Source organism: Variovorax gossypii, from assembly GCF_003965815.1.
GTDB classification, from domain to species: Bacteria; Pseudomonadota; Gammaproteobacteria; order Burkholderiales; family Burkholderiaceae_C; genus Variovorax; species Variovorax gossypii.
In genome coordinates this window covers 144,152-166,570 of record NZ_RXOE01000009.1, presented here as the reverse complement: position 1 = coordinate 166,570, position 22,419 = coordinate 144,152, and the positions used below count along the sequence as shown (strand labels likewise).

The following is a 22,419-nucleotide window of genomic DNA, read 5'->3' as shown; positions in this document are numbered from 1 at the left end:
CGCATGCGCAGGTACCGAGGGGACGGGTCGACACACGGCCATACAAATCGGCCTGCGAGGGGCGTGCTGCGACCCTCGGTTATGCTCCGTCCGCCCGCGCTGCCGAGGCGGCCGGCGGGTTCGCCGGGCCGATCGGATTGATCGCGTCCGGCCTGGCATCGCACCGCCTGCGCGGCACGCCGCAGTTCCCCATCTCCATGAGCGACGACACCTCCTTCAAGACCGCCGGCCCCGTCTCCTTCGGGCCGTTCACCCTGCGCGTTGCGCAGCGGCTCCTCGAGCGCGACGGGGTGCCGGTGGATCTTGGCGGGCGGGCGATGGATGTTCTTCTCGCCCTGGTCGCCAACGCCAACACGATCGTGAGCAAGCGGGAACTCATGGCGCTGGCCTGGCCCGGCATGGTGGTTTCGGACGGGAGCCTGCGCTACCAGATCGCGATGCTGCGGCAGGCGCTGGGCGACGGGCAGGACGGCGCGCGGTATCTGTCGAACGTCGTCGGGCGCGGCTACTGTTTCGTGGCCCGCATCGCCCCGGCGGCCGCTGCCCCAGACACGCAGCCGGAACCCGAGGCAAGCCCTGTCGAACCCGGTCTTCCCGCGCAGCCGGTGGAGCTGCTCGGCCGTGCGAAGGACCTGGCCGCGATCCCGGCCCAGCTGGCCAGAACGCGGTTCGTCACCATCGTTGGCTCGGGCGGCGTGGGCAAGACTTCCGTCGCAGTCCGCACGGGGCAGGACATGCTCGGCGAATTCAACGGTGCCGTGGTGTTCGTGGATCTTTCGATGCTGCTGGACCCCAGCCTGGTGCCGAGCGCCATCGCGTCGATGCTGGGGCTGTCGGTGCGCTCCGCCGACCCGATACCGAGCCTGATCGCCTACCTGCGCGAAAGGCGGATGCTGCTGATACTGGACAACTGCGAGCACGTGATCGCGGCAGCCGCCTCGCTGGCCGAGCGCTTCTTCCAGGCGGCGCCGCGCATCCACATACTTGCCACGAGCCGCGAGGCGTTGCGCGTGCAGGGGGAGCACATCCATCTGCTCGATCCGCTGGACAACCCGCCCGACCAGCCCGGGCTCGCGGCGCGCGACATCCTCATGTATCCCGCCACTCGCCTGTTCGTCGACCGGGCCGGCGCCAGCGGCGCGATGCCAGAGCTGAACGACGAGGACGCACCCGTCATCGCGAGCATCTGCAGAAAGCTCGACGGGGTCGCGCTCGCCATCGAACTCGCGGCCAGGCGCGTTGCGGCCTACGGACTCCAGCAGACGGCAGCCCTGCTCGACGAGCGCCTGTCGCTTTCGTGGCTCGGGCAGCGCACGGCGCAGCCCCGGCACCAGACCCTGCAGGCCACGCTGGACTGGAGCTACGAGCTTCTGGACATGCCGGAGCGCCTGGTGCTCTGCCGGCTGTCGGTCTTCGTGGGCCACTTTTCGCTGGAAGCCGCGCGCGAAGTGGCAGCGGACCAGGAGCTGACGCAGGTACAGGTGGTCGATGCCGTCGCGAGCCTCGCGGAAAAATCGCTGCTCTCCATCCGGCGCTCCGGCACCTCGACCCAGTACCGCTTGCTCGAGAGCACCCGCGCGTACGCGCATTCGAAGGCCGGAGCGGATCTGGCCGACTCGGCTGCTCGGCGCCACGCGGTCTACTTCCGCAAGCGCCTGGAGCAGATGGCCGAGCAGGACGACGCCTTCTCGCGCGACACGGCGCGGGCGTCGGATCTCGCGGACCTGGGCAACGTGAGGGCCGCGCTCGCCTGGTGCTTCGATCGCGCCGATGCAAGGGAGCTGGGCGTTTCCCTGGTGCTGGCGGCCGTGCCGGCTTTCATGGCGATGTCCTTGCTGGCGGAGTGCCACGACTGGTCGAAGCGCGCGCTCGCCGAGCTGGGTACGGCCTTTGCAGGCAGCGCCGCCGAGATGCATCTGCAGGCGGCCGTCGGCCTCTCGCAGATGTTCACCCGCGGCCACAGCGACGAGGTGCGGCACGCGCTCGAACGCAGCCTCCAGGTGGCGGAGGAGCTCGGCGACTCGCGCAGCCAGGTCGAGCTGCTGGGCCGGCTGCAGATCTTCCATGAGCGCATCGGCGACTTCGTCGAGTCGCTCAGCCATGCCAGGCGCTGCGCCGCCGTGGCCGCTTCCATCGACGACGCGACTGCGCAGGCAACGGCCAATTCGCTGGTGGGCCTCTGCCATCACCTGGTGGGAGACCAGCCTCGTGCGCGCCACTTCCTGGAGGCGGCGATCGCCGGCGCCTCGGTGTCGCGGCAGCGCAGCAGCATCCACGCCGGCTTCGATTTCCACAACCGCGCATGCATCGCGCTGGCCAGGACCTTGTGGCTGCAGGGGCAGCCTTCGCAGGCCGTTATCGTCGCCCAGCGCGCGGTCGAGGAGGCGCGGCACCTGAACCATCCCGTGACGCTGTGCATCGCCCTGATATGGGCCGTGTCGGTCTACATGTGGGTCGGCGACCTCGCGCGCGCCGAGCAGGACATCGACCGGTTCATCGCCTATGCGGAGTCGCATTCGCTGACGCCGTATCTCGCGGTAGGCCGCGGCGTCAAGGGCGAACTCGCCATCAAGCGCGGCGACGCCGCACGGGGCGTGCAGGCGATCCAGGATTCGCTGATCGAGCTGCGTGCGTCACGCTACGAGTTGCTCACCACGTCGTTCAACATCACGCTCGCCGAAGGCCTGAACGCGATCGGCAGGAACGCTGACGCGCTGGAGCTGATGAACGACACGCTCGCACTGGTGCACGCCAAGGGAGACCTCTACAACCTCCCGGAGCTTCTTCGCGTGAAGGCGCGTGCCCTCTCGGATGCCGTGACGCCGGACGCGGCGAGCGCAGAAGAGTCGCTGCTCGAAGCGCTGGCGGTGAGCAGGCAGCAGGGCGCGCGCTCGTGGGAATTGCGCGTGGCGATGGACCTGGCCCGCCTGTGGGAGAAGGCCGGGCGCGGAGGCGAGGGCAAGGAACTGCTGGCCGGCGTGCTCGCCCAATACACCGAGGGCTTCGAAACTGCGGACCTGCAGGAAGCCGAACGGCTGCTCGACGTGTCGATGGACTAGGGCAGGGCGCGGTCCGCTGCCCTTGCAGCCACGCCGCGCTTCCTTGACGAGGAACGAGCGGCGGGATGCTGCCGGGAAAGGACCATCTGCATTTCCCGGCGTCAGGAGCGATGGAAGCGGATGCGCATCGGTGGTGGCCGCTTACAGCGTTCCCTCGGTCACGCCGCGGGCCGCCGTTGCGCGTGCCTGCGCACGCACCGTCGCGCGATCGAGCGTGCTGGTGAACGCACGGGGCGCATCGGCATTGGCGCCGTCCGCGTAGATGTTGCCGGCGCGGGCTGCCGCCACGGCTTCGGCACGCGTGTCCGCGCGCATGGCCAAGGTGGGCAGCGCGGGAGCGACGTCTGCCGAAGCTCCCTCGCGGTAGGGGTCGGCGCCGTGCGAGGCAACGACGGCCTCGGCCCTGACGCTGGCGCGGCTCGCGCTCGAACGGAACTGCAGCACGCCCTGGTATTGCTCGGCGCTCGCGCTCAAGGCGAACAACGAGGAGACTGCGGCGGCGGCGAGGAGGACAGAAGCTTTCATGATGAATCCTTTCGGGTAAGTGATGACGATTCGGAAGAGCGGTTGTCAGTCGGATCGCATGTGCTTTTCCGAACTGATGGAGAGATTGTTCGGCCGCTCAGGCATCTCGTGACCGGTTTGCGTATGCCTCTGTATCCGGGCCGTGTTCGTCAACACTAAATTTCAAAATCGCTGGTGCGAGCCATCGGTTGCGACCCATCAGGGCGCGAGCCGCGTGAACACGTAGTCGTGGTTCTTCACAAGCGACTGATGGCAGGCAAAGCAGGTCTGGTGCTGTGCCAGGTCCGCGGGTTTGCCGTCGATGAATCGGCCGAAGCCCCAGCCGCCGGTGGCGGCGTACTTCTTCGAGTCCTTCACCATCACCTGCACGGTGGTGGCCGCGCCCGGAACGGATGCCGGCGCGAACTCCGGCGACTGCACATGCTTCCAGGCGAGCTTGACGAGCACGGTTCCGTCGGGAAAGGGCAGCGTGCCCTGGTCGTAGGCCTTGATCGCCTTGGCGTTGCCGAGCACGGCGCGCAACTCGTTCAGCGGCTCCGCCTCGATGGCGGGCGCGATCAGCTGCCATTGCCGGTAGCCCTTGGGGATAGTGACGCCGTAGATCGGCGACGCGTCGGAGCTTGCCGCGGCGGTGCGGGTCTCCTTCGCCGCGATGGGCGCGACCGCGAAGGTGGCCAGCGCGGCAGCGAGCGCGAGGAGGCCGAAGCTGGCGAGCTTCGCCGGCGCGCCCTTGAAGGAACGGGACGATGCCTTCGCTGCGTCCGTGCCGGAAGGCTGATGCGTGTGTGGATTGTTCATGGGTGTGCGGTGTTGGTTGGACAAGGTCGAGATGCCGACGGGACGCAGGTTCGCGCCCCGGGGCGCGCCGATGGTCTGCCGCCTTCTTCCTTGTCCCCGCATGTTGCGTATGCGCGTGTATCGCGCTTCGCCGGTCCACACACTACGTTACGGGGCGGCCGGTCGCACCTGCGCATCGGTCCGGTGCATTTCCAGCGCGGCATGCACCGTCTTCGCCGCGTGCACCTGCCTCGCGCATCTCGTTGCGAGATACGCCGATCTTCAATCCATATGAATATTGCGTGGAAACCCGCAGCAGCGCTGCGAGTGCGGACGCGACCATCGCCTGCAGCCGAACCAGGCGAAGGAAAGCGACGCACCCATGAGCACCAGCACCATCGCGCAGCCCTACGAGGGCCGCTTCGACAGCACCTCCGATGCCGTCTACCGCAAGGTCGGATGGCGGCTGATTCCGCTGCTGTTCCTCTGCTACATCGCGGCGTACCTCGACCGCGTGAACGTGGGCTTCGCCAAGCTGCAGATGCAGGGCGACCTGCAGTTCAGCGACGCGGTCTACGGGCTGGGCGCGGGCATCTTCTTCATCGGTTACTTCCTCTTCGAGGTGCCGAGCAACGTGGTGCTGCACCGCGTGGGGGCGCGCCGCTGGATCGCGCGGATCATGATCACCTGGGGCCTGCTGTCGGCGGGCACCATGTTCGTGAGTTCGCCCACGTCGTTCTACGTGATCCGCTTCCTGCTCGGCGCGGCCGAGGCGGGCTTCTTCCCCGGCATCATCCTGTACCTCACCTACTGGTATCCGGCCGCGCGGCGCGGCAAGGCCACGTCGCTGTTCCTCGCGGCAATCCCGTTCGCGGGCATCCTCGGCGGGCCGTTCTCGGGCTGGATCCTGCAGGGCATGGGCGGTGTCAACGGCTGGGCCGGCTGGCAGTGGCTGTTCCTGCTGCAGGGGCTGCCGACCGTCGCGCTGGGCCTGGTCGTGTGGCGCTACCTCGACGACCGCGTGAAGGACGTGCGCTGGCTCACGCCGGCCGAGCGGGAGCTCATTGCACGCGACATCGCCGCCGAGGCGGCCGGCAAGGCCGAGCCGCGCATCGCCAGCGTGCTGGGCAACGGCCGCGTATGGCTTCTGGCGCTGGTGTACTTCGCCTACACCTCGGGGCTCTACGGCATCTCGTTCTGGCTGCCCAGCATCATCAAGGCGACGGGCGTGAAGGGCGCGCTGGACATCGGCCTGCTCAGCGCCATTCCGTGGACCTTCGGCGTGGTCGCGATGTACTTCATGGCCCGCAGCGCGGACCGCCGGCTCGAATACCGCTGGCACAGCGCGATCGGCGCTGTCGTCGGCGCGGCGGGGCTGGTGCTGAGCGTGGCCTCGCACGGCAACGTGACGCTCGCGATGGCAGGGCTCACGCTGGCAACCATGGGCATCATGTCGACCTTCCCGGTCTTCTGGGGCATGCCCACGGCCTTTCTCGGCGGTGCGGCGGCGGCCGCCGGCATCGCGCTCATCAACTCGTTCGGCAATCTCTCGGGCTTCAGCGCGCCGTATCTCATCGGGCTCATCAAGGACGCGACGCAGAGCACCGACGCGGGGCTGCACATGCTGGCGGGCCTGCTGGTGATCGGTGCGGTGCTGGTGCTGTTCGTCAAGCCGGGGCGCGCGGCGTCGCAGCGCTGACCGGCATTCAGGAGGATCCCCATGGATTCGGTCGTGAACATTCCCGTGCGTTCGAACACGCGGCGTTCCCCTTCGCCGGAACTGCTCGCGCTGTTGCAAGACAGGTTCGCTGAACGCTTTTCAACCAGCAAGGTCGTGCTGCTGCAGCACGGCACCGACGAATCGACCTACCCGCCGCAGCCGCCCGACGCGGTGGTGTTCGTGCGCAGTACCGAGGAGGCGGCTTTCGTGGTGCGTGCATGCGCTCGGGAGCGCGTGCCGGTCATCGGCTTCGGCGTGGGGTCGTCGGTGGAGGGGCATCTGCTGGCCGTCGAGGGCGGCGTGTGTGTCGACTTCTCGCAGATGAACAAGGTACTGGCGATCCGGCCCGGCGATCTCACGGCCACCGTGGAGGCGGGCGTCACGCGAGGGCAGCTGAACGCGGCGCTGCAGGGCACGGGGTTCTTCTTCTCGGTCGATCCCGGCGCAGATGCGTCCATCGGCGGCATGGTCGCCACGGCCGCATCGGGCACCAACACCGTTCGCTACGGCACGATGCGCGACAACCTCGTGAGCCTGACGGTGATCACGGCCGACGGCGACATCGTGCGCACCGCCTCGCGGGCTCGCAAGAGCTCGGCGGGCTACAACCTCACGCAGCTGTACTGCGGCTCCGAAGGCACGCTGGGGCTGATCGCCGAGGCCACGGTGCGGCTGCATCCGCACCCGGAGACGTATGCCGCGGCGGTGGTGCATTTCCCGTCCGTGCGCGCGGCGGTCGACTGCGTGATCGAGTCGATCCAGATGGGCGTGTCGCTGGCGCGCGCCGAGCTGCTGGATGCGCTGACCATCCGCGCGGTGAATGCGCACAGCCGCACCACGCTGGGCGAACACCCCACGCTGTTCCTGGAGTTCGGCGGCAGCCAGGCGCAGGTCGACGAGCAGGCTGCGGTCGTGCGGGAGATTGCTGGCAGTCACGGGGGCGGCGCCTTCCAGTGGGCAAGGCTGCCGGAGGAGCGTTCGCGGCTGTGGACACCGCGTCATCACGCCTACTTCGCCTGCTTGCAGCTGAAGGCGGGCAGCCGCAGCCTGAGCACCGACGCCTGCGTGCCGCTGTCCGCGCTCGCTCAGTGCATCGAGGAGACGCAGGCCGACATCGCCGGGCACGGCCTGCTCGTGCCGGTGCTGGGCCATGTCGGCGACGGCAATTTCCATTGCCTCGTGCTGGTGGACCCCGGCAGCGCACAGGAGAACGAGGCCGCCGAGGCCTTCAGCCACCGTTTGGTGCAGCGCGCGCTGCGCCACGGCGGCACGTCGACAGGCGAGCACGGCGTGGGGCTGCACAAGATGAAGTACCTGGTCGAGGAGCACGGCGCGCACGGGGTGGCGCTGATGCGCGCGGTGAAGAAGGCACTGGATCCGCACGACATCTTCAACCCCGGAAAGGTCGTCGGCCTGGCGGAAGGCTGAGCGGGGCGGGCAGGGTGTGCCGCCTAGAATCTCCGGCCTCGCCCGCACTCCGCGGCGTGCGGCCGGAGGCCTTTCGATGGAGTTGCGCCAGTTCAAGTACTTCGTTGCCATCGTGGATTGCGGCAGCCTGTCGCGCGCCGCGCAGCAACTCTTCATTGCGCAGTCGGCCCTGAGCAAGCAGATGGCCGAGCTGGAGAGCGAGCTCGGCACACAGCTGCTGCTGCGCAGCCGCAACGGCGTGGCGATGACCGAGGCGGGCAAGGTCTTCTACGAATACGCGCAGGGCATCACCAAGCAGGTGCGCGACGCCAGGGCCGCGGTGCATGTGGCGGCCGAGTCGGTGTCGGGATCGGTGGTCGCGGCGCTGCCGCAGAGCGTGTCGCCCATGATCGCGCTGCCGCTGATGCGCGCGGCGGCACGCCGCTATCCCGACGTGGTGCTGCACCTGAACGAGGAGCTCACCGGCAACATGGCCGACCAGCTGCTGCGCGGCCGGGTCGACGTGGCTATGTTCTCGCCCGCGATGCCGGCGGAGGACATCCAGTTCACTCCGCTGGTGGAGGAAGACTTCGTGTTCCTCGATTCCCCGCAGAGCCCGCATGCGCTGCCGCCCGGCGACGTGAGCATCCAACAGGCCACCGCGCGGCCGCTGGTGTGGCCAGCGCATGCACACGGCCACTGCACGCGCTGGCTGGTCGATGCGGTGCTGGAGCGGGCGGGGCATTCCGCGGCACAGGTGGTCGCGGAGATCAACTCGGTCTATACGCTGAAGGCGGCGGTGGAAGCGGGGCTGGGGCCGACCATCATGCCGCTCGGCCTCGCGCAGCGCGAAGTGCAGGAAGGCCGACTCGTTGCGCATCGCATCGATCTGCCGTCGATGCATCGCACGCTGGGGCTGTGCGTGTCCGTGCATCTGCCGGCCACCAACGCCAAGCGCGCGGTGTGCACGCTGATCGCAGACGTGGTGCGCGACCTGTGCGAGAGCGGTCAATGGGCCGGCGCGCGTGCGCTCGCGCCGGTGAGGAAAACGAAGTGAAGTTCCTTGCGCTTCAGGCGCGGCGCTTGCGGGGCGCTGCAGCCTTCGCGGGCGGCGTGAAGAGGCGACCGATGGCCTGGCGCACATCGGCCTTCATGCTCTCGACGGCCTTCGCATCGCCGGACATGTGCTTGAGCAGCGCCTGCTGGAAGAGTCCGTCGAACAGCGCGTAGGTGGCCGATGGCGACATGCCGGGGTCTTCGCCCGATAGCTCGGCGAAGCGGCTCATGATGCGCCAGATCATGTCTTCGAGGCTTTTGTCGATCTGTACGACGTCGGCGCGGAAGGCTTCCTCGAAGAGTGCCTGCGAGCGCAGGTCGTACCAGAGGCGGTGCACGTGGCCTTCGTCGCAAAGGGTGGCGCCGAGGCTTTGCAGGAAGCCTTCCATCAGCTCGTCGTAGGTGGTGGCGCTTTCCACCGCGTGGTCGTAGCGCGTGACGCAGCGGGCCTTGTACTGCTTCACGCTGCAGATGATCAGGTCGACCTTGTCGCTGAAGTAGTAGTGCAGGACGCCGTGCGAGAACTCGGAGTTCTGCGCGATCTCGCGCAGGCTGGTGCGTGCGTAGCCCAGCGCCGCCAGCGTGGTCAGCGCGGCTTCTCCCAGTTCGGCGCGGCGCTCCGAGAACTTGTCGACCCGTGCCTTGGGCACCCGTTCGGCGTGCTTCTTTACCCGTTGATGTGTCGTCATTGAAAAGCCGGGCCGCATGCCTGCCGGCCCCTGTGTTCCTCTTGATCGCAAACCATAGCACGCAAGCGGGAGAACCCGCATCCGGCGTGTCACGGATGCCATTTTATAAAAACTTGACGAGTGACAAGAAAAATCTTGACAGTCGTAAAGTCGATTTCTAGGATGACCGCTCCATCTCACAACACATCCACAGGAGACAAGTGATGGCCAAGTTCGACTTGAAGGGGCGCCGTGCGCTCGTGACAGGCGGTGCGCGCGGCATTGGCGCGAGCATCGCCGAGGCGCTGGCCGCGGCCGGCGCTTCCGTGATGATTGGCGATGTGCTCGCCGACCTGGGGCGCGAAACCGCCGCCAGGTTGTCGGCGTCGGGGGCGAAGGTGGGCTTCGTCCCGCTCGACGTCACGAAAGACGGCGACTGGGCCTCGGCCGCCGAGACCACGGTGAAGGAGCTCGGCGGCTTCGACATCCTCGTCAACAACGCCGGCATCGAGATCACCTCGCTGGTGGTCGACGTGAATGCCGACGACCTGCGCCGCATGCTCGACGTGAACGTGGCCGGCACATTGCTCGGCATGAAGCACGCGTTCCGCGCGATGCGCCCCGGCGGCAGCGCGGGCAACGGCGGGGCAGTGGTCAACATCGCGTCGGTCGCCGCCACCATCGCGTTTCCCGCTATCTCCGGCTACTCCGCCACCAAGTCCGCCGTCGACCGCGCCACCCGCGTCGCCGCCATGGAGTCCGGCAAGCTGGGCTACGGCGTTCGCGTCAACTGCATCTATCCGGGACTGGTGCCCACCGACATGGGCATGAAGCTCGCCCACGACATCGTCGCCGCCGGCCTCGCGCCGAGCGTGGAGGCGGCCGTGGGCGACGTGGTCGGCCAGACGCCGCTCGGGCGCCTGGGCGAAGTCGGCGACATGGCCGACGTGGTGGTCTTCCTCTGCTCCGATGCGGCCCGGTTCATCACCGGCGCCGGCATCGCGGTGGACGGCGGCATGGGCATGTGAGCACGTAGAAAAAGGAGACACGACATGAGCAGCAGCAAGAAGAAACCCGTCGTCGTATACGGCGCCTCCGGCTACACCGGCCGGCTGGTGTGCGAATACCTGCGCGAGTACAACATCCCCTTCATCGCCGCGGGCCGCAGCGCGCAGAAGGTGGAAGCGGCGATGAAGTCCAACGTGCCCGGCATCGAGACCGCGAACTACGAGGTGGTGGAAGTGGCGCATTCGGTGGGCGCGCTCACCGAGCTCTTCACCGGTGCCTCGGTGGTGCTCAACACGGTGGGGCCCTTCGCCAGGTTCGGCCCCGAAGTGGTCGACGCCTGCCTGGCAGCCGGATGCCACTACACCGACACCACCGGCGAGCAGGACTGGCTCATCACGCTCGACCAGAAGTACGGCGCGAAGTTCGCCGCCGCTGGTCTGCTGCTGTCGCCGGGCCTCGCGCACATGTACACCACCGGCGAGATCGCCGCGCAGCTGTGCCTGGAGACGCCCGGCCTCGACACGCTCGACATCGCCGTGTTCTGGGGCGGCAGCCCGACCATCGCGTCCACCCAGACCATCCTGGTCAATGCCGCCACCTCGAAGGCCTACTACCTGGAGCAGAACGAGTACGTGGAATGGCAACCCGACGCGGGCCTGTACCACCTCTCGATTCCCGGCCAGCACGAGGCCGCGCTGGCGCTGCCCTGGGGCGGCACCTCGCACCCTGTGTGGTTCAAGCGCGATCCGCGCGTGGCCAACGTGAAGGTGCTCGGCGGCGTCTTCAACAAGCCGCTGATGCAGGGCGTGCCGCACATCGTGGCGGCCGCGCTGAAGGCCACCGAAGGCATGAACGACGAAGACCGCTATGCCGCGCTGGCGCAGACCGCGGCGGGCGTGATGAACACCATGCCACCGCGCGAGAACCCGCGCATCAACAAGTCCGTCGACTCGGTGCACGCCTCCGGTCCGTTGGGCCGCGTGCATTGCGTGATCTTCGGCAACTGCAACTACAAGCAGACCGGCCTGCTGCAGGCCTATGCGGCGGCCTCGCTGCTGCAGCAGCCGCCACGGCGCGCAGGCTTCGCATCGGGTTGCCAGGCCTTCGGGCATCGCGAGCTGCTGGGCGCGCTGCGCGGCTTCGGGCTGGTGCAGGAGCCCGTGATCACCCGGATGGGTTGATCCCATGCGCCTGGTCGACTACCTCGACAAGGGCGCCCAGCTCGGCGCCCATTCGCCGTGCCTCACCATGGGTGGCACCAGCCTGAGCTATGCCCAGGTGCAGCGCATCAGCTGGTGCGTGGCGCGGGGCCTGCAGCGCGCCGGCATCCGGCCCGGAGACAAGGTGGCCGTGCTGTCGAGCAACGACGCGACGGCATTCGCCACTGTCTTCGGCATCTCGCGCGCGGGCTGCGTGTGGTGCCCGATCAATCCGCGCAACGAGGCGGGCGAGAACGCCTACGTGCTCGATGCCTTCGATTGCGCGTGCCTGGTCTTCCACGGCAACTACGCCCCCATGGTCGAGCAGATGCGGTCGCAGCTGCCCAAGCTGCGGGCGCTGGTGTGCCTGGATCAGCGACAGCCTTTCGCACCCTCGATGGACGACTGGCTGGAAGGCCTGGACGATTCGCCCTTCGACATCGCCCCGCCTGACGACGTCGCGATGATCGCCGGTACAGGCGGCACCACCGGCCAGCCCAAGGGCGTGATGCTGTCGGGGCGAAATCTCGAGGCGATGTCGGCGCTGACGCTGATGGGCTATCCCTTCGAAGGCCGACCCGTCTACCTTGCGCTGGCACCGCTCACGCATGCGGCCGGCGTGCTGTGCCTGCCGGTGATGGCGCTGGGCGGGCAGGTCGTGATCATGCCCAGGCCCGACCTGGGCGAGTTCCTCGGCCTCATCGAGGAGCATCGCGTCACCCACGCCTTCCTGCCGCCGACGCTGATCTACATGCTGCTGCAGCATCCGCAGCTCGCGCAGACGAAGCTCGATTCGCTGCAGTGCTTCTGGTACGGCGCCGCACCCATGTCGGCCGCGAGGCTCGAAGAGGCGCTGCAGAAGATCGGCCCCGTCATGGCCCAGCTCTTCGGGCAGACCGAGGCGCCGATGATGATCTCGATGATGTCGCCGCGCGAGCACTTCAACGCCGACGGCACCGTCGCGCGGCATCGCCTGTCCTCGGCGGGCAGGCCGGGTCCGCTCGTGCAGGTGGGCGTGATGAACGGCGACGGCGTGCTGCTGCCCACGGGCGAGAGCGGCGAGATCGTGGTGCGCGGCTCGCTCGTGATGCTCGGCTATTACAGGAACCCGCAGGCCACCGAGGAGGCCTCGCGCCACGGCTGGCACCACACGGGCGACATCGGCTACCTCGATGCCGACGGCTTCCTCTACATCGTCGACCGCGCCAAGGACATGATCATCTCGGGCGGCTTCAACGTCTACTCGGCCGAGGTCGAGCAGGTGCTGATGCAGCATCCCGACGTGCAGGACAGCGCCGTCGTCGGCCTGCCCGACGAGAAGTGGGGCGAGCGCGTGGTGGCCGTGCTGCAGCTGCATGCCGGGCGGCAGGTGGACCCGGACGAGATCAAGTCCTTCGTCAAGGCGCGCATCGGCAGCGTGAAGGCGCCCAAGCAGATCGAGCTGTGGCTCGACCTGCCGCGCTCCAAGGTGGGCAAGGTGCTGAAGAAGGAGGTGCGGGCTGCGCTGCTGCAGCGCGCGGATCAGCCGCCGCGCTGATAGTGGTCGTGGTGCGCCCGGCGCAGCTCGAACTTCTGGATCTTGCCGGTGGAGGTCATCGGCAGCGCCGACAGGAAGACGACCTGCTTCGGCACCTCGAAGCCACCGAGGTGTTCCTTGCAGTGCGCGATCAGCGCGGCCTCCTCGAAGTCCGCGGGCGCGTCGGGCCTGCGCGTGACGAAGGCGGTGATGGCCTCGCCCCAGCGCTCGTGCGGCAGGCCCACCACCGCGGCGTTGAGTACGGCGGGGTGCCGCAGCAGCACTTCCTCGACCTTGATCGAGGGCACGTTCTCGCCGCCCGACTTGACCATGTCCTTCAGCCGGTCGAGGAAGACCAGTTGCCCGTCCGCGTCGAGCTTGCCCAGGTCGCCCGAGTGATGCCAGCCGAAGCGCTGCGCGTGCGCCGTGGCCTCGGGGTCGTTGTAGTAGCCGAGCATCACGTTGGGGCCGCGAAAGACGATCTCGCCGACCTGCTCGGGGCCCAGCAGCGCGCCGTCGTCGTCCATCACAGCGACCTCGTTCACCAGCGTGGCCACGCCCCAGTAGGAGCCGAAGCGCCGGCGCTGTTCGTGCGTCTCGAAGATGGTGGCGCCGGGGTACATCTCTGTCTGGCCCGAGGCCAGTGCGAAGTTGGGGCAGAACTCCTCGAGCAGGCGCAGCAGCAGCGAGCGCGACATCGGCGCCATCGCGTAGACGCAAAGCCTCAGGCTCGAGAGGTCGCGCGTCGCGCGCTGCGGATGCGCGAGCAGCGCGCCGTACATCATCGGCAGGCCGACCGTTACGGTGATGCGGTGCCGTTCGATGGCCGCGAGCATCGCGCCCGGATCGAAGCCGCGCAGCACCACCAGCGAGCCGCCCACTGCCAGCGCAGACATCGCCACCGTGTGCTGGCCGCAGTGGAAGAGCGGCAGCACGGCGCTCCACACGTCGGCGCGCTCGGGGCTGCTGCCCCACTCGACCATGTTGCTCAGCAGCACCGAATGCACCGAGGCGTGCGAATGCATGACGCCCTTCTGGCGGCCGGTGGTGCCACTCGTGTACATGATGAGCGCGAGCTGCGTGCTGTCGATGTGCACGTCGGGCAGCGTGGTGGGTCCTTGCGAGATGACCTGCGGCACGGTCGGCAGGCCGGCCGGCGGCGTGTCTCCGTCGAGCACGCACAGCATCGGCGCGATGCCGTTCGCATCGAACAGGTCGCGCAGCTCGGGCTTCGCGTGCAGCGCGGTGTCGATCACGATGTGGCGAACGCCGGCGTGCGCGAGGATGTAGCCGACGGCCTCCACCGCCAGCGCGGTGTTGATCGGCACCCACACCAGGCCCGCCTTCTGGATGCCCAGCATGGCGACCACCATCTGGATCGAGTTGTTGCACAGCATGCCGACGCGGTCGCCGCTCGCGAGGCCAAGGCCCAGCAGGTGATGCGCGAAGCGGTTCGACGCGGCGTCGAGTTCGCCGTAGGTCATGCGATGCTCGCCCTCTATCAGCGCGGTGCGTGCGCCGAAGCGGCGGGCGCTGCGATGGATAACGTCTCCCAGCGCGATGCGCGAGATGCGCGAATGGAACTGCGGCGGCACAGGGCCGGTGGCGGCTGCGGGCATGCTCTTCGTCTCCGTTCTTCGATGGTGGGCGCAGCCTAAGGCCGTGCGCCGAACCGCGTCTTGCGAAGACTGGCTGCCGCTCGCAGCCGGAGCGGGCTGTTAGAAGCGCGCCTTGAGGAAGGCCGAAGGCCCCTGCAGCTTGACCTTGAGGCGCGAATCGGCAAAGTCGTTCTCGCGCGTCAGGTCGATGTTCGTCACGCCGTAGGCCAGCACGACGCCGATGTTCTTCACGGGGAACCACTCCACGCCGGCCGAGGCGTTGTAGATGTTGCCGTGGAAGCGTCCGCTGCTCTTCCAAACGCCCGAGGCATCGGCGAACAGCCGCAGGTCGGGCGTGATGGCGTGGCGCACGCCCACTTCGAGCAGCGGCGCCACGGTGCTGCCGCTGGAGCTTTCGCTCAGCGTGCCGACCTGGCCGTTCACCGAGGCCAGCGCGGTGGTGCCCAGCGTCGCGCGGTAGTAGGCCGCGCCGGCGCCGAGGCCCAGCACGGTGTTGCCCGAGCCGATCCACCACTTGTAGGAGAGCTTGGCGAAGTCGAGCTTGGTGCTGACGTTCGCGTTGCCGAAGGTGCTGAGCGTGCCGAAGGGCCCCAGCGAGGTGTTGCTGTCGACGCTGCCCGAATAGTCGCGTTTGTAGCGGTAGTAGTCGAACGAGATGCCCTGGCTGTCGCCCAGCAGCAGGTCGGCCGAAATGCGCGGCATGGTGACGCGGCCCGGCTTGATGTCGCCCGTCTGCAGCGCGCCGTAGGCCGTGCCGAAGGAGGCGTTGAGCTTCGGGTCGGCATTGAAGCCGCCGACCGAGAGGCTGAAGCGGTCGAGCGCGGGCGAGGGGTCGGCGAAGGCCGGCGCGGCGGAAAGCAGCAGGCCGGCGACGACCACGACAGGCCGGCCGGAAGGACGGAAGCGAAAACGCGAATGCAGCATGGAGCAGATCCTTGATGACCCGCAGATGAAGGCCGCGGGCACGTCGTGAATCGGACGCGAAACGGCATGCGTCCTGTGCGGTGCTTGCGGGCGAGGCTCCCTTGAACAGCGAAGACCTTAGTGGCGCGCGCATCTCCCGCTGATGAGCGGAAAGCCGCTGTGCGTGTAGGACCCGTGCCAAGCGCTGTTGCCGCGACATGACGGTGCCGGCCCTTCGCTCGGCGCTAAAGTGCCGCCATGCGCAGACACCTCTCCACCACCACCGGTCCCCAACGTCTTCTCTACGGCGCTGTCGCCGGCTGTGCTGTCACGGCCGCGCTGATGTCGGTGCCCATGAGCGGCATGGCGCGCGGGCTGACCGGATGGTGTACGGCGGTGGGCGTGCACCAGGTGCTGGCCTGGTGGCTGGCCTGCACCTTCGACGCGAAGCGCACGCGCGAACGGGCGCAGTCGCTGGACCAGCCCAACGTGGTGATCCTTGTGTCGATGCTGGTGGTCGTGGTGATGAGCGTGGTGGCCATCGCCCTGCTGCTCCAGCAGGTGAAAGGATTGAGCGGCTGGGAGCGCGCCGGGCACGTGGCGCTGGGCCTCGTGGCGCTGGCTGGCTCGTGGCTGACGATGCACACCATCTACGCCTTCCACTACGCGCACCGCTACTACATCGACCAGCGGGACGGAACGCCCGACGGCGGCCTCGACTTTCCGGGCAAGGGCGACGACGCCCCCGACTACTTCGACTTTCTCTACTACTCCTACGTGATCGGCATGACCTCGCAGGTATCCGACGTGCAGGCCACCTCGAAGGAGATGCGGCGCATCACGCTGCTGCACAGCATGCTGGCCTTCGCCTTCAACATGCTCGTGCTGGCGCTTTCGGTGAACGTCGTCGCGGGCGCCGTCTAGGCGCCTCGCGATGCAGGCTCAGGCCGGGGCCTTGCGCGGCCATCCGGGCTTGACGATGCCGGTCGACAGCGCCACGCCGCACACGATCACCAGCGCGCAGATCAGCATCCACTGCGTGATGTTCTCGCCCAGGAACACCGCGCCGTAGAAGAGCGCGAACACCGGCACCAGGAAGGTCACCGTCAGTGCGCGGGCCGGCCCGGCGCGCTCGATCAGCCGGAAGAACAGGATGTAGGCCACCCCCGTGCAGGCGATGCCCAGTGCCAGCAGAGCGAGCCATGCGCGCAGGCTCGGCATTTGTGCCGGCCAGAGCAGGATGGCGGGCAGGGCGAGGAAGGCGGTGGCGCCGATCTGGCTGCCGGTGGCCGTGGTCAGCGCGGGCACGCCGCCCAGGTAGGCGCGCGTGGCGCTGGCCGAGATGCCGTAGCACAGGCAGGCGCCCAGGCAGGCCAGCACCGCGAAGAGCGCGGCATTGCTGCTGGCGCCGGCATGCAGGCCGGCGCTGCGGCTGGCGAGCATCGCCACGCCGGCGAAGCCGATCAGCAACCCGACGAGGCGCCAGTTCGCGGGGCGCTCGCGAAACCAGGCCCAGGCCACGAGCGCGCCGAACATCGGCGTGGTGGCGTTGAGCACCGCCGCGAGGCCGGTGTTGATGGTCAGCAGCGCGAAGCAGAAGAGCGCGAAGGGCATACCCGAGTTGAAGACGCCGACCAGCAGGCTGGCCTTCCAGTGCTTCGCGAGCGACGGCCCCTGTCCGCGCAGCAGCGCGATGGGCAACAGGAACAGCGCGGCGATCGCCACCCGCACCGCGGCCGTCGGCAGCGCGCCGAACTCCGCGGCGCCGATGCGCATGAAGAGAAAGGAAGCGCCCCACAGCGCCCCCAGCAGCACCAGGTCGATGAGCCAGGCGGTGGGTGCGAGGGGTTTGGCGGCTGTGGTGGCGGCGGTTGCGGGGGCGTTGTTGTTCTGCGTTGTGGTCATGCGTCCTCGGTCGTTCTTTTCTGCTGTGCGTCCGGAAGGCTCAGATTGCCTTTTCGAGCTGCAGCAATGCTGTCTTGCGTTCGAGCCCCCCAGCGTAACCGGTCAGCGAGCCGTCCGAGCCCAGCACGCGGTGGCAGGGCACGATCACGCTGATCGGGTTCCGCCCAACGGCCGCTCCCACCGCGCGCACCGCGGCCGGATTGCCCACGGTGACGCTGAGGGCGCCATAGCTGGTGGTGGCGCCCGCCGGAATGGCCAGCAATTGCTGCCACACGCTCTGCTGGAAGGCGGTGCCGTGCGACAGGTCGAGCTTCATGTCGAAGCTGTCGCGCTTGCCGGCGAAGTAGTCGCGCAGCTGGGCGGCGGCCTCGACCAGCGCGGGGTGATCGTCTCTGGTGACCCAGCCGCTGGTGTCGGGCCAGTGGCGTTGCTGGTCGAACCAGACGCCGGCCAGCCCCTTGTCGGTGGCCGCCATCGTGATGCCGCCGAGAGGCGTGTCGATGTGCGAGGTGTAGATGACTTTGCTCTTGAACTTCATGACGCTTCAGGCTGCGACGCCTGCCGTGGTGATTGGAGGAGATTCGGTGTCCGCCGTTTCGGCGGCATTGGCGGAGGGTGCCGGGGCGACGGCGGTTGGCGCGTGCCAGGCCCGCAGCACCGCGTAGCTGCGCCAGGGCCGCCATGCCAGCGAAGCCTCGCTGGCGGCACGGGCCGTGGTCACGCCCAGCGCCTTCTGCAGCGCGACGTCGCCGGCCGGAAAGGCATCGGGCCAGCGCAGTGCGCGCATCGCGATGTACTGCGCGGTCCAGGCGCCGATGCCGGGCAGCTCCTGCAGCGCGGCGATGGTGGAAGGCACGTCGGCACCCGCATGCAGCGCCAGCTTGCCGGAAGCGACTTCGCGCGCGATGGCGTGCAGCGCGGTCTGCCGCTGCCGCACGATGCCGAGGCGGCCCAGTTCGTCGCCGCTCGCGGCGGCAATCGCCGCAGGAGTGGGAAACAGGCGAGTCAGCCCCTCGACGGGTGTGGCCAGCGGTTCGCCGAAGGCCTCGACCAGCCGCGAGCCGAGCGTGCGCGCCGCGGCCACCGTGATCTGCTGGCCCAGCACCGCGCGCACTGCGAGCTCGAAGCCGTCGACCGCGCCGGGCACGCGCAGCCCGTCGCCATGCGGAAAGGCCGCGTGCAGCGCCGCATTGATGGCCATCGGCTCCGCGTCGAGGTCGAACAGCGCGCGGGCGCGGCTGATGACGATGGGCAGCACGGCGGCCAGCGAATCGCTGACCGACAGCAGCATCTGCTCGCGTTCGAGGTCGAAGCGCAGCTGCAGCCAGCCGGCGTGGGCTTGGCCGCCGTGCTGGATGCGCAGCGTGCGGGTCAGCTTCGTATAGACCGGCGTGCTGCCCTTGGCGGGCTCCTTGCCGTCGGCCGTGGAGACGACCTCGACGCCGCGCAGCGCACGGCGGGCGAAGAACCCGAGCATGGCGTTGGCGTCGTAGGGCGGGCGGAAGCCCAGCCGCACCTCGATGGCCCTGCCTTCGCCGCCCTCGGCGATGGCGCCGCCGGCACGCCGCAGCGCGCTGGGGTTCAGGCCGTAGTGTTCGAGGAAGGCCGCGTTGAAGCGCCGCACGCTCGCGAATCCGCTGGCCAGCGCCACCTGCGTCATCGGCAGGCGGGTGTCGGCGATGAGCTGCTTGGCGGCCAGCAGGCGGCGCGTTTGCAGGTATTGCAGGGGCGAGACGCCGAACTGGGCCTCGAAGATGCGCCGCAGGTGGCGGTCGCTCACGCCCAGGCGGGCCGCGATCTGCGCCGCGCCGGGGCCGTCTTCCGACCAGGCGTCGGGCTCGTCGATCAGCCGCGCCGCCTGCAGCGCGAGGATGCGCGAGGCGTCCTCGGTCGACCAGCTGGCCGCGCGCGGCGCGAGCTCGGGCCGGCAGCGCAGGCAGGGGCGGAAGCCGGCGGCCTCGGCCTGTGCCGCATGGCGGAAGAACCGGCAGTTCTCGCGCCGCGGCAGCTTGACGCGACAGACCGGTCGGCAATAGATGCCGGTGGATGTCACTGCGGTGAAGAACGACCCGTCGAAGCGCGCGTCATGCGTCTTCATCGCCAGGTAGCAGGCGTCGCTCTCGAGCGCTTCGGTGGAGGTTTGGTTGGCGGGCATGAAGAAATGATACGGTTTCGACTCGTTTCAACTGGCCGTTTTCGGACATGTGGGCACCCTGGGCCTTGCCTACAATGCCCCGTTTACATATCCACAGCAGGGAAACGCCTTTCATGCAGCTCAGCGCGTCGATCTTCAAGGCCTATGACATTCGCGGCGTCGTGCCGGTCACTCTCGATGCGGAGGTGGCGGAAGCGCTCGGAAGGGCCTTCGGCAGCGCCGCGCGCGCGGCGGGCGAGAAGTCGGTGGCAGTGGGACGCGACGGCCGCCTGTCGGGCCCCTCGCTGTCCGAGGCGCTGATCAAGGGCCTGGTGGCCACCGGCATCGAAGTGATCGACGTGGGCGCCGTGACCACCCCGATGCTGTACTTCGCGGCCCACACGCTGTGCAAGAGCGGTATCCAGGTCACCGGCAGTCACAACCCCAAGGACTACAACGGCTTCAAGATGGTGCTGGCCGGCCGCGCGATCTACGGCGACGAGATCCAGGGCCTGCGCAGGACCATGGAGGCCGGCTCCGCCCAGCTCGCTGCGGGCGGCAGCGTGCGCAAGGTCGACGTGACCCAGGCGTACATCGAGCGCATCGCGGGCGACATCAAGCTGGCGCGGCCGATGAAGATCGTGGTCGATTCGGGCAACGGCATCGCCGGCGCCTCGGCCCCGGCCATCTTCCGCGCCCTGGGCTGCGAGGTGACCGAGCTCTACAGCGAGGTCGACGGCAACTTCCCCAACCACCATCCCGACCCCAGCAAGCCCGAGAACCTGAAGGACCTGATCGCGGCGCTGGCCAAGGGCGACGCCGAACTGGGCCTGGCCTTCGACGGCGACGGCGACCGGCTGGGCATCGTCACCAAGGACGGCCAGAACATCTTCCCCGACCGACAGATGCAGCTCTTCGCGCAGGACGTGCTCTCGCGCGTGCCCGGCGGCACCATCGTCTACGACGTGAAGTGCTCGCAGCGCCTGGCGCCGGCCATCGAGGCCGCGGGCGGCAGGCCGATGATCTTCAAGACCGGCCACTCGCTCATCAAGGCGAAGATGAAGGAAATCGATTCGCCGCTGGGCGGCGAGATGAGCGGCCACATCTTCTTCAAGGAGCGCTGGTTCGGCTTCGACGACGGCACCTATGCGGGCTGCCGGCTGCTCGAAATTCTGAGCAAGAGCCCCGACGCGAACGCCGTGCTCAATGCGCTGCCCACGAGTTTCTCGACGCCCGAGTTGAACGTGGCCTGCGCCGAGGGCGAGCCGCACGCGGTGGTCGACAAGCTGGTGAAGGGCGCGAGCTTCGCCGCCCCCGCCAAGGTCTCGACCATCGACGGCCTGCGCGTCGACTGGCCCGATGGTTTCGGCCTGATCCGCGCTTCGAACACCACCCCCGTGCTGGTGCTGCGCTTCGAAGGCCAGACCGATGCCGCGCTGAAGCGCATCGAGGCCGAGATGCTGGCCCTTTTGAGAACCGCGAAGCCCGACGCCAAGCTGGCCGAAGCCGCCCACTGACAATCGAGCCCGTGCGTTCCCTGCTGCTGCGCCTTTACGGCGTCTTCACCACCGTCGTGCAACCGCTGGTGCGCCGCAAGCTGCGACGCCGTGCGGAGGCCGAGCCGGGCTATGGCGTGGCCGTGGAGGAGCGCTTCGGCTACTACGACGAAGCCACCACCGGCCAGGCCCAATGCTGGGTGCATGCCGTCTCGCTCGGCGAGACGCGCGCGGCGGCCATCCTGATCGCCGAGCTGCGGCGCCAGTACCCGGGCGTGCCGATCCTGCTCACGCACGGCACCGCCACCGGCCGCGAGGAGGGTGCCAAGCTGCTCGAGCCGGGCGATACGCAGGTCTGGCAGCCCTGGGACACCCCCGGCGCGGTGCGACGCTTCCTCGACCGTTTCCAGCCGCGCATCGGCGTGCTGATGGAAACCGAGGTCTGGCCCGAGATGACGGCCGCCTGCGCCGAGCGCCGCATTCCGCTGGTGCTGGCCAATGCGCGCCTCAACGAGAAATCGCTGGCGGCCGCCGAGCGGCTGGCCTGGCTGGCGCGCCCCTCCTACTCGGCCCTCACGGCCGTCTGGGCGCAGACCGAGGCCGACGCTCATCGCCTGGTATCGCTCGGCGCCAAGGTGGCCGGCATCTACGGCAACCTCAAGTTCGACGCCACGCCTGACGCGCGGCAGCTCGCCACGGCCAGCTCGCTGCGCGAGCGCCTGCCCAAGCCGATGGTCGTGCTCGCGAGCTCGCGCGACGGCGAGGAGCGCATGCTGCTCGAAGTGCTCAAGCGCTTCGGCGCGACTTCACCGGTGCCGCCGGAGCAGGGCGCGATCCGCTCGATCTCCAAGCGGGTGCACGACGTGCAATGGATGATCGTGCCGCGCCATCCGCAGCGCTTCGACGAGGTGGCCGAGCTGATCGAGGCCGAGGGCTTCGCGGTGGCGCGCCGCAGCGCCGCCGGCCAGCCGGCCGAGGCCGAGATCTGGCTCGGCGACTCGCTGGGCGAGATGGCGCTGTACTACGGCCTTGCCGACGTGGCGCTGCTCGGCGGCAGCTTCGAGCCGCTGGGCGGGCAGAACCTGATCGAACCGGCGGCCTGCGGCTGCCCGGTGGTCATGGGGCCTTCCACATTCAACTTCGCCGAGGCGGCGCAGCTCTCGCTGGCTGCCGGTGCATCGCTGCGCGTCGAAGGCATGGAGCAGGCCGTGACGGCCGCGCTGAAGCTGGTGGAGAACCCCGAGCGCCGCGCCGCGATGGCGCAGGCCGCGCTGGCGTTCTCGTCGTCGAACCGCGGTGCGGCCGAACGCACGGCCGCGGCGGTGCTGGCGATCGCGCAGGCGGCGGAGCCGGTGACGGAGCAGGGCGTGCCGGTGGAGGCTGTCGAGCCTGCGCGGGCCGAGCCCACGCTGGACTGATCGAGGCCG

18 protein-coding genes are annotated in these 22,419 nt (G+C 68.8%); 10 read left to right on the top strand and 8 right to left on the bottom strand.

Annotation, left to right across the window (positions count from 1 at the left end; all coding sequences use genetic code 11):
* The first annotated feature begins 197 nt into the window (after positions 1–197).
* Complete coding sequence (locus EJP69_RS25995) at positions 198–3,059, top strand: ATP-binding protein (RefSeq protein ID WP_126473146.1); 2,862 nt, start codon at positions 198–200, stop codon at positions 3,057–3,059.
* 141 nt (positions 3,060–3,200) lie between these two features.
* Here EJP69_RS25995 and EJP69_RS25990 read toward each other — a convergent pair whose 3' ends face one another.
* A complete protein-coding gene (locus tag EJP69_RS25990) occupies positions 3,201–3,584 on the bottom strand; it encodes a helicase SNF2 (protein WP_126473144.1) in 384 nt (127 codons plus the stop codon).
* Positions 3,585–3,782: 198 nt separating this feature from the next.
* Positions 3,783–4,382, bottom strand: coding sequence for a cytochrome P460 family protein (locus EJP69_RS25985; RefSeq protein ID WP_093199344.1), 600 nt, complete (start codon positions 4,380–4,382; stop codon positions 3,783–3,785).
* Positions 4,383–4,743: 361 nt separating this feature from the next.
* Between EJP69_RS25985 and EJP69_RS25980 the strand changes: the two genes are divergently transcribed.
* The 3 genes from EJP69_RS25980 to EJP69_RS25970 all read left to right on the top strand — a co-directional run bounded on the left by EJP69_RS25980 (position 4,744) and on the right by EJP69_RS25970 (position 8,545).
* Positions 4,744–6,060 (top strand): MFS transporter, encoded by a 1,317-nt coding sequence (locus tag EJP69_RS25980; protein ID WP_126473142.1) that lies wholly within the window; start codon positions 4,744–4,746, stop codon positions 6,058–6,060.
* 21 nt (positions 6,061–6,081) lie between these two features.
* Complete coding sequence (locus tag EJP69_RS25975) at positions 6,082–7,509, top strand: FAD-binding oxidoreductase (protein WP_126473140.1); 1,428 nt, start codon at positions 6,082–6,084, stop codon at positions 7,507–7,509.
* Between the two features lie 76 nt (positions 7,510–7,585).
* Positions 7,586–8,545, top strand: coding sequence for a LysR substrate-binding domain-containing protein (locus EJP69_RS25970; RefSeq protein ID WP_126473138.1), 960 nt, complete (start codon positions 7,586–7,588; stop codon positions 8,543–8,545).
* Between the two features lie 13 nt (positions 8,546–8,558).
* On the opposite strand, the gene EJP69_RS25965 is transcribed toward EJP69_RS25970, so the two are convergent.
* The gene (locus tag EJP69_RS25965; protein WP_126473136.1) at positions 8,559–9,233 is read right to left on the bottom strand and encodes a TetR/AcrR family transcriptional regulator; all 675 of its coding nucleotides are present in this window, start codon (positions 9,231–9,233) and stop codon (positions 8,559–8,561) included.
* Positions 9,234–9,436: 203 nt separating this feature from the next.
* Here EJP69_RS25965 and EJP69_RS25960 point away from each other — a divergent pair, with 203 nt between their 5' ends.
* The 3 genes from EJP69_RS25960 to EJP69_RS25950 are packed head-to-tail and all read left to right on the top strand — an operon-like array spanning position 9,437 to position 12,956.
* Positions 9,437–10,240: an SDR family NAD(P)-dependent oxidoreductase gene (locus EJP69_RS25960; protein ID WP_093300978.1), complete on the top strand. Its 804-nt coding sequence runs from the start codon at positions 9,437–9,439 to the stop codon at positions 10,238–10,240.
* A gap of 24 nt (positions 10,241–10,264) precedes the next feature.
* Positions 10,265–11,401, top strand: a complete 1,137-nt coding sequence (locus EJP69_RS25955; RefSeq protein ID WP_093199358.1) for a DUF5938 domain-containing protein — start codon at positions 10,265–10,267, stop codon at positions 11,399–11,401.
* Positions 11,402–11,405: 4 nt separating this feature from the next.
* Entirely contained in the window at positions 11,406–12,956 is a 1,551-nt protein-coding gene (locus tag EJP69_RS25950) for an acyl-CoA synthetase (protein ID WP_126473134.1), read from the top strand.
* Here the strand turns inward: EJP69_RS25950 and EJP69_RS25945 are convergent.
* The gene (locus EJP69_RS25945) at positions 12,941–14,554 is read right to left on the bottom strand and encodes a class I adenylate-forming enzyme family protein (RefSeq protein WP_126473132.1); all 1,614 of its coding nucleotides are present in this window, start codon (positions 14,552–14,554) and stop codon (positions 12,941–12,943) included. The genes EJP69_RS25950 and EJP69_RS25945 overlap by 16 nt on opposite strands.
* A 99-nt stretch (positions 14,555–14,653) precedes the next feature.
* Entirely contained in the window at positions 14,654–15,478 is an 825-nt protein-coding gene (locus tag EJP69_RS25940) for a hypothetical protein (protein ID WP_126473130.1), read from the bottom strand.
* A 237-nt stretch (positions 15,479–15,715) separates the two neighbouring features.
* Between EJP69_RS25940 and EJP69_RS25935 the strand changes: the two genes are divergently transcribed.
* A complete protein-coding gene (locus EJP69_RS25935; RefSeq protein WP_126473128.1) occupies positions 15,716–16,381 on the top strand; it encodes a DUF1345 domain-containing protein in 666 nt (221 codons plus the stop codon).
* 18 nt (positions 16,382–16,399) lie between these two features.
* Here EJP69_RS25935 and EJP69_RS25930 read toward each other — a convergent pair whose 3' ends face one another.
* Genes EJP69_RS25930 through EJP69_RS25920 form a run of 3 tightly spaced genes read right to left on the bottom strand, consistent with a single transcriptional unit; the run spans position 16,400 to position 19,517 of the window.
* Positions 16,400–17,362 (bottom strand): DMT family transporter, encoded by a 963-nt coding sequence (locus EJP69_RS25930; RefSeq protein WP_126473126.1) that lies wholly within the window; start codon positions 17,360–17,362, stop codon positions 16,400–16,402.
* A 40-nt stretch (positions 17,363–17,402) separates the two neighbouring features.
* Complete coding sequence (locus EJP69_RS25925) at positions 17,403–17,900, bottom strand: methylated-DNA--[protein]-cysteine S-methyltransferase (protein ID WP_126473125.1); 498 nt, start codon at positions 17,898–17,900, stop codon at positions 17,403–17,405.
* Positions 17,901–17,906: 6 nt separating this feature from the next.
* Positions 17,907–19,517, bottom strand: a complete 1,611-nt coding sequence (locus EJP69_RS25920; protein ID WP_126473123.1) for a DNA-3-methyladenine glycosylase 2 family protein — start codon at positions 19,515–19,517, stop codon at positions 17,907–17,909.
* A gap of 113 nt (positions 19,518–19,630) precedes the next feature.
* Here EJP69_RS25920 and EJP69_RS25915 point away from each other — a divergent pair, with 113 nt between their 5' ends.
* On the top strand, positions 19,631–21,013 hold the full coding sequence (locus EJP69_RS25915) for a phosphomannomutase/phosphoglucomutase (protein WP_126473121.1): 1,383 nt from the start codon (positions 19,631–19,633) through the stop codon (positions 21,011–21,013).
* Between the two features lie 11 nt (positions 21,014–21,024).
* Positions 21,025–22,410 (top strand): 3-deoxy-D-manno-octulosonic acid transferase, encoded by a 1,386-nt coding sequence (locus tag EJP69_RS25910; RefSeq protein WP_093199382.1) that lies wholly within the window; start codon positions 21,025–21,027, stop codon positions 22,408–22,410.
* Positions 22,411–22,419 lie beyond the last annotated feature (9 nt).

Coding starts and splice junctions, on each gene's coding strand:
- EJP69_RS25965 (WP_126473136.1), bottom strand. CDS start 9,233: ATGACGACACATCAACGGGTAAAGAAGCACGCCGAACGGGTGCCCAAG.
- EJP69_RS25980 (WP_126473142.1), top strand. CDS start 4,744: ATGAGCACCAGCACCATCGCGCAGCCCTACGAGGGCCGCTTCGACAGC.
- EJP69_RS25955 (WP_093199358.1), top strand. CDS start 10,265: ATGAGCAGCAGCAAGAAGAAACCCGTCGTCGTATACGGCGCCTCCGGC.
- EJP69_RS25940 (WP_126473130.1), bottom strand. CDS start 15,478: ATGCTGCATTCGCGTTTTCGCTTCCGTCCTTCCGGCCGGCCTGTCGTG.
- EJP69_RS25920 (WP_126473123.1), bottom strand. CDS start 19,517: ATGCCCGCCAACCAAACCTCCACCGAAGCGCTCGAGAGCGACGCCTGC.
- EJP69_RS25915 (WP_126473121.1), top strand. CDS start 19,631: ATGCAGCTCAGCGCGTCGATCTTCAAGGCCTATGACATTCGCGGCGTC.
- EJP69_RS25930 (WP_126473126.1), bottom strand. CDS start 17,362: ATGACCACAACGCAGAACAACAACGCCCCCGCAACCGCCGCCACCACA.
- EJP69_RS25995 (WP_126473146.1), top strand. CDS start 198: ATGAGCGACGACACCTCCTTCAAGACCGCCGGCCCCGTCTCCTTCGGG.
- EJP69_RS25970 (WP_126473138.1), top strand. CDS start 7,586: ATGGAGTTGCGCCAGTTCAAGTACTTCGTTGCCATCGTGGATTGCGGC.
- EJP69_RS25960 (WP_093300978.1), top strand. CDS start 9,437: ATGGCCAAGTTCGACTTGAAGGGGCGCCGTGCGCTCGTGACAGGCGGT.
- EJP69_RS25950 (WP_126473134.1), top strand. CDS start 11,406: ATGCGCCTGGTCGACTACCTCGACAAGGGCGCCCAGCTCGGCGCCCAT.
- EJP69_RS25935 (WP_126473128.1), top strand. CDS start 15,716: ATGCGCAGACACCTCTCCACCACCACCGGTCCCCAACGTCTTCTCTAC.
- EJP69_RS25985 (WP_093199344.1), bottom strand. CDS start 4,382: ATGAACAATCCACACACGCATCAGCCTTCCGGCACGGACGCAGCGAAG.
- EJP69_RS25925 (WP_126473125.1), bottom strand. CDS start 17,900: ATGAAGTTCAAGAGCAAAGTCATCTACACCTCGCACATCGACACGCCT.
- EJP69_RS25990 (WP_126473144.1), bottom strand. CDS start 3,584: ATGAAAGCTTCTGTCCTCCTCGCCGCCGCCGCAGTCTCCTCGTTGTTC.
- EJP69_RS25975 (WP_126473140.1), top strand. CDS start 6,082: ATGGATTCGGTCGTGAACATTCCCGTGCGTTCGAACACGCGGCGTTCC.
- EJP69_RS25945 (WP_126473132.1), bottom strand. CDS start 14,554: ATGCCCGCAGCCGCCACCGGCCCTGTGCCGCCGCAGTTCCATTCGCGC.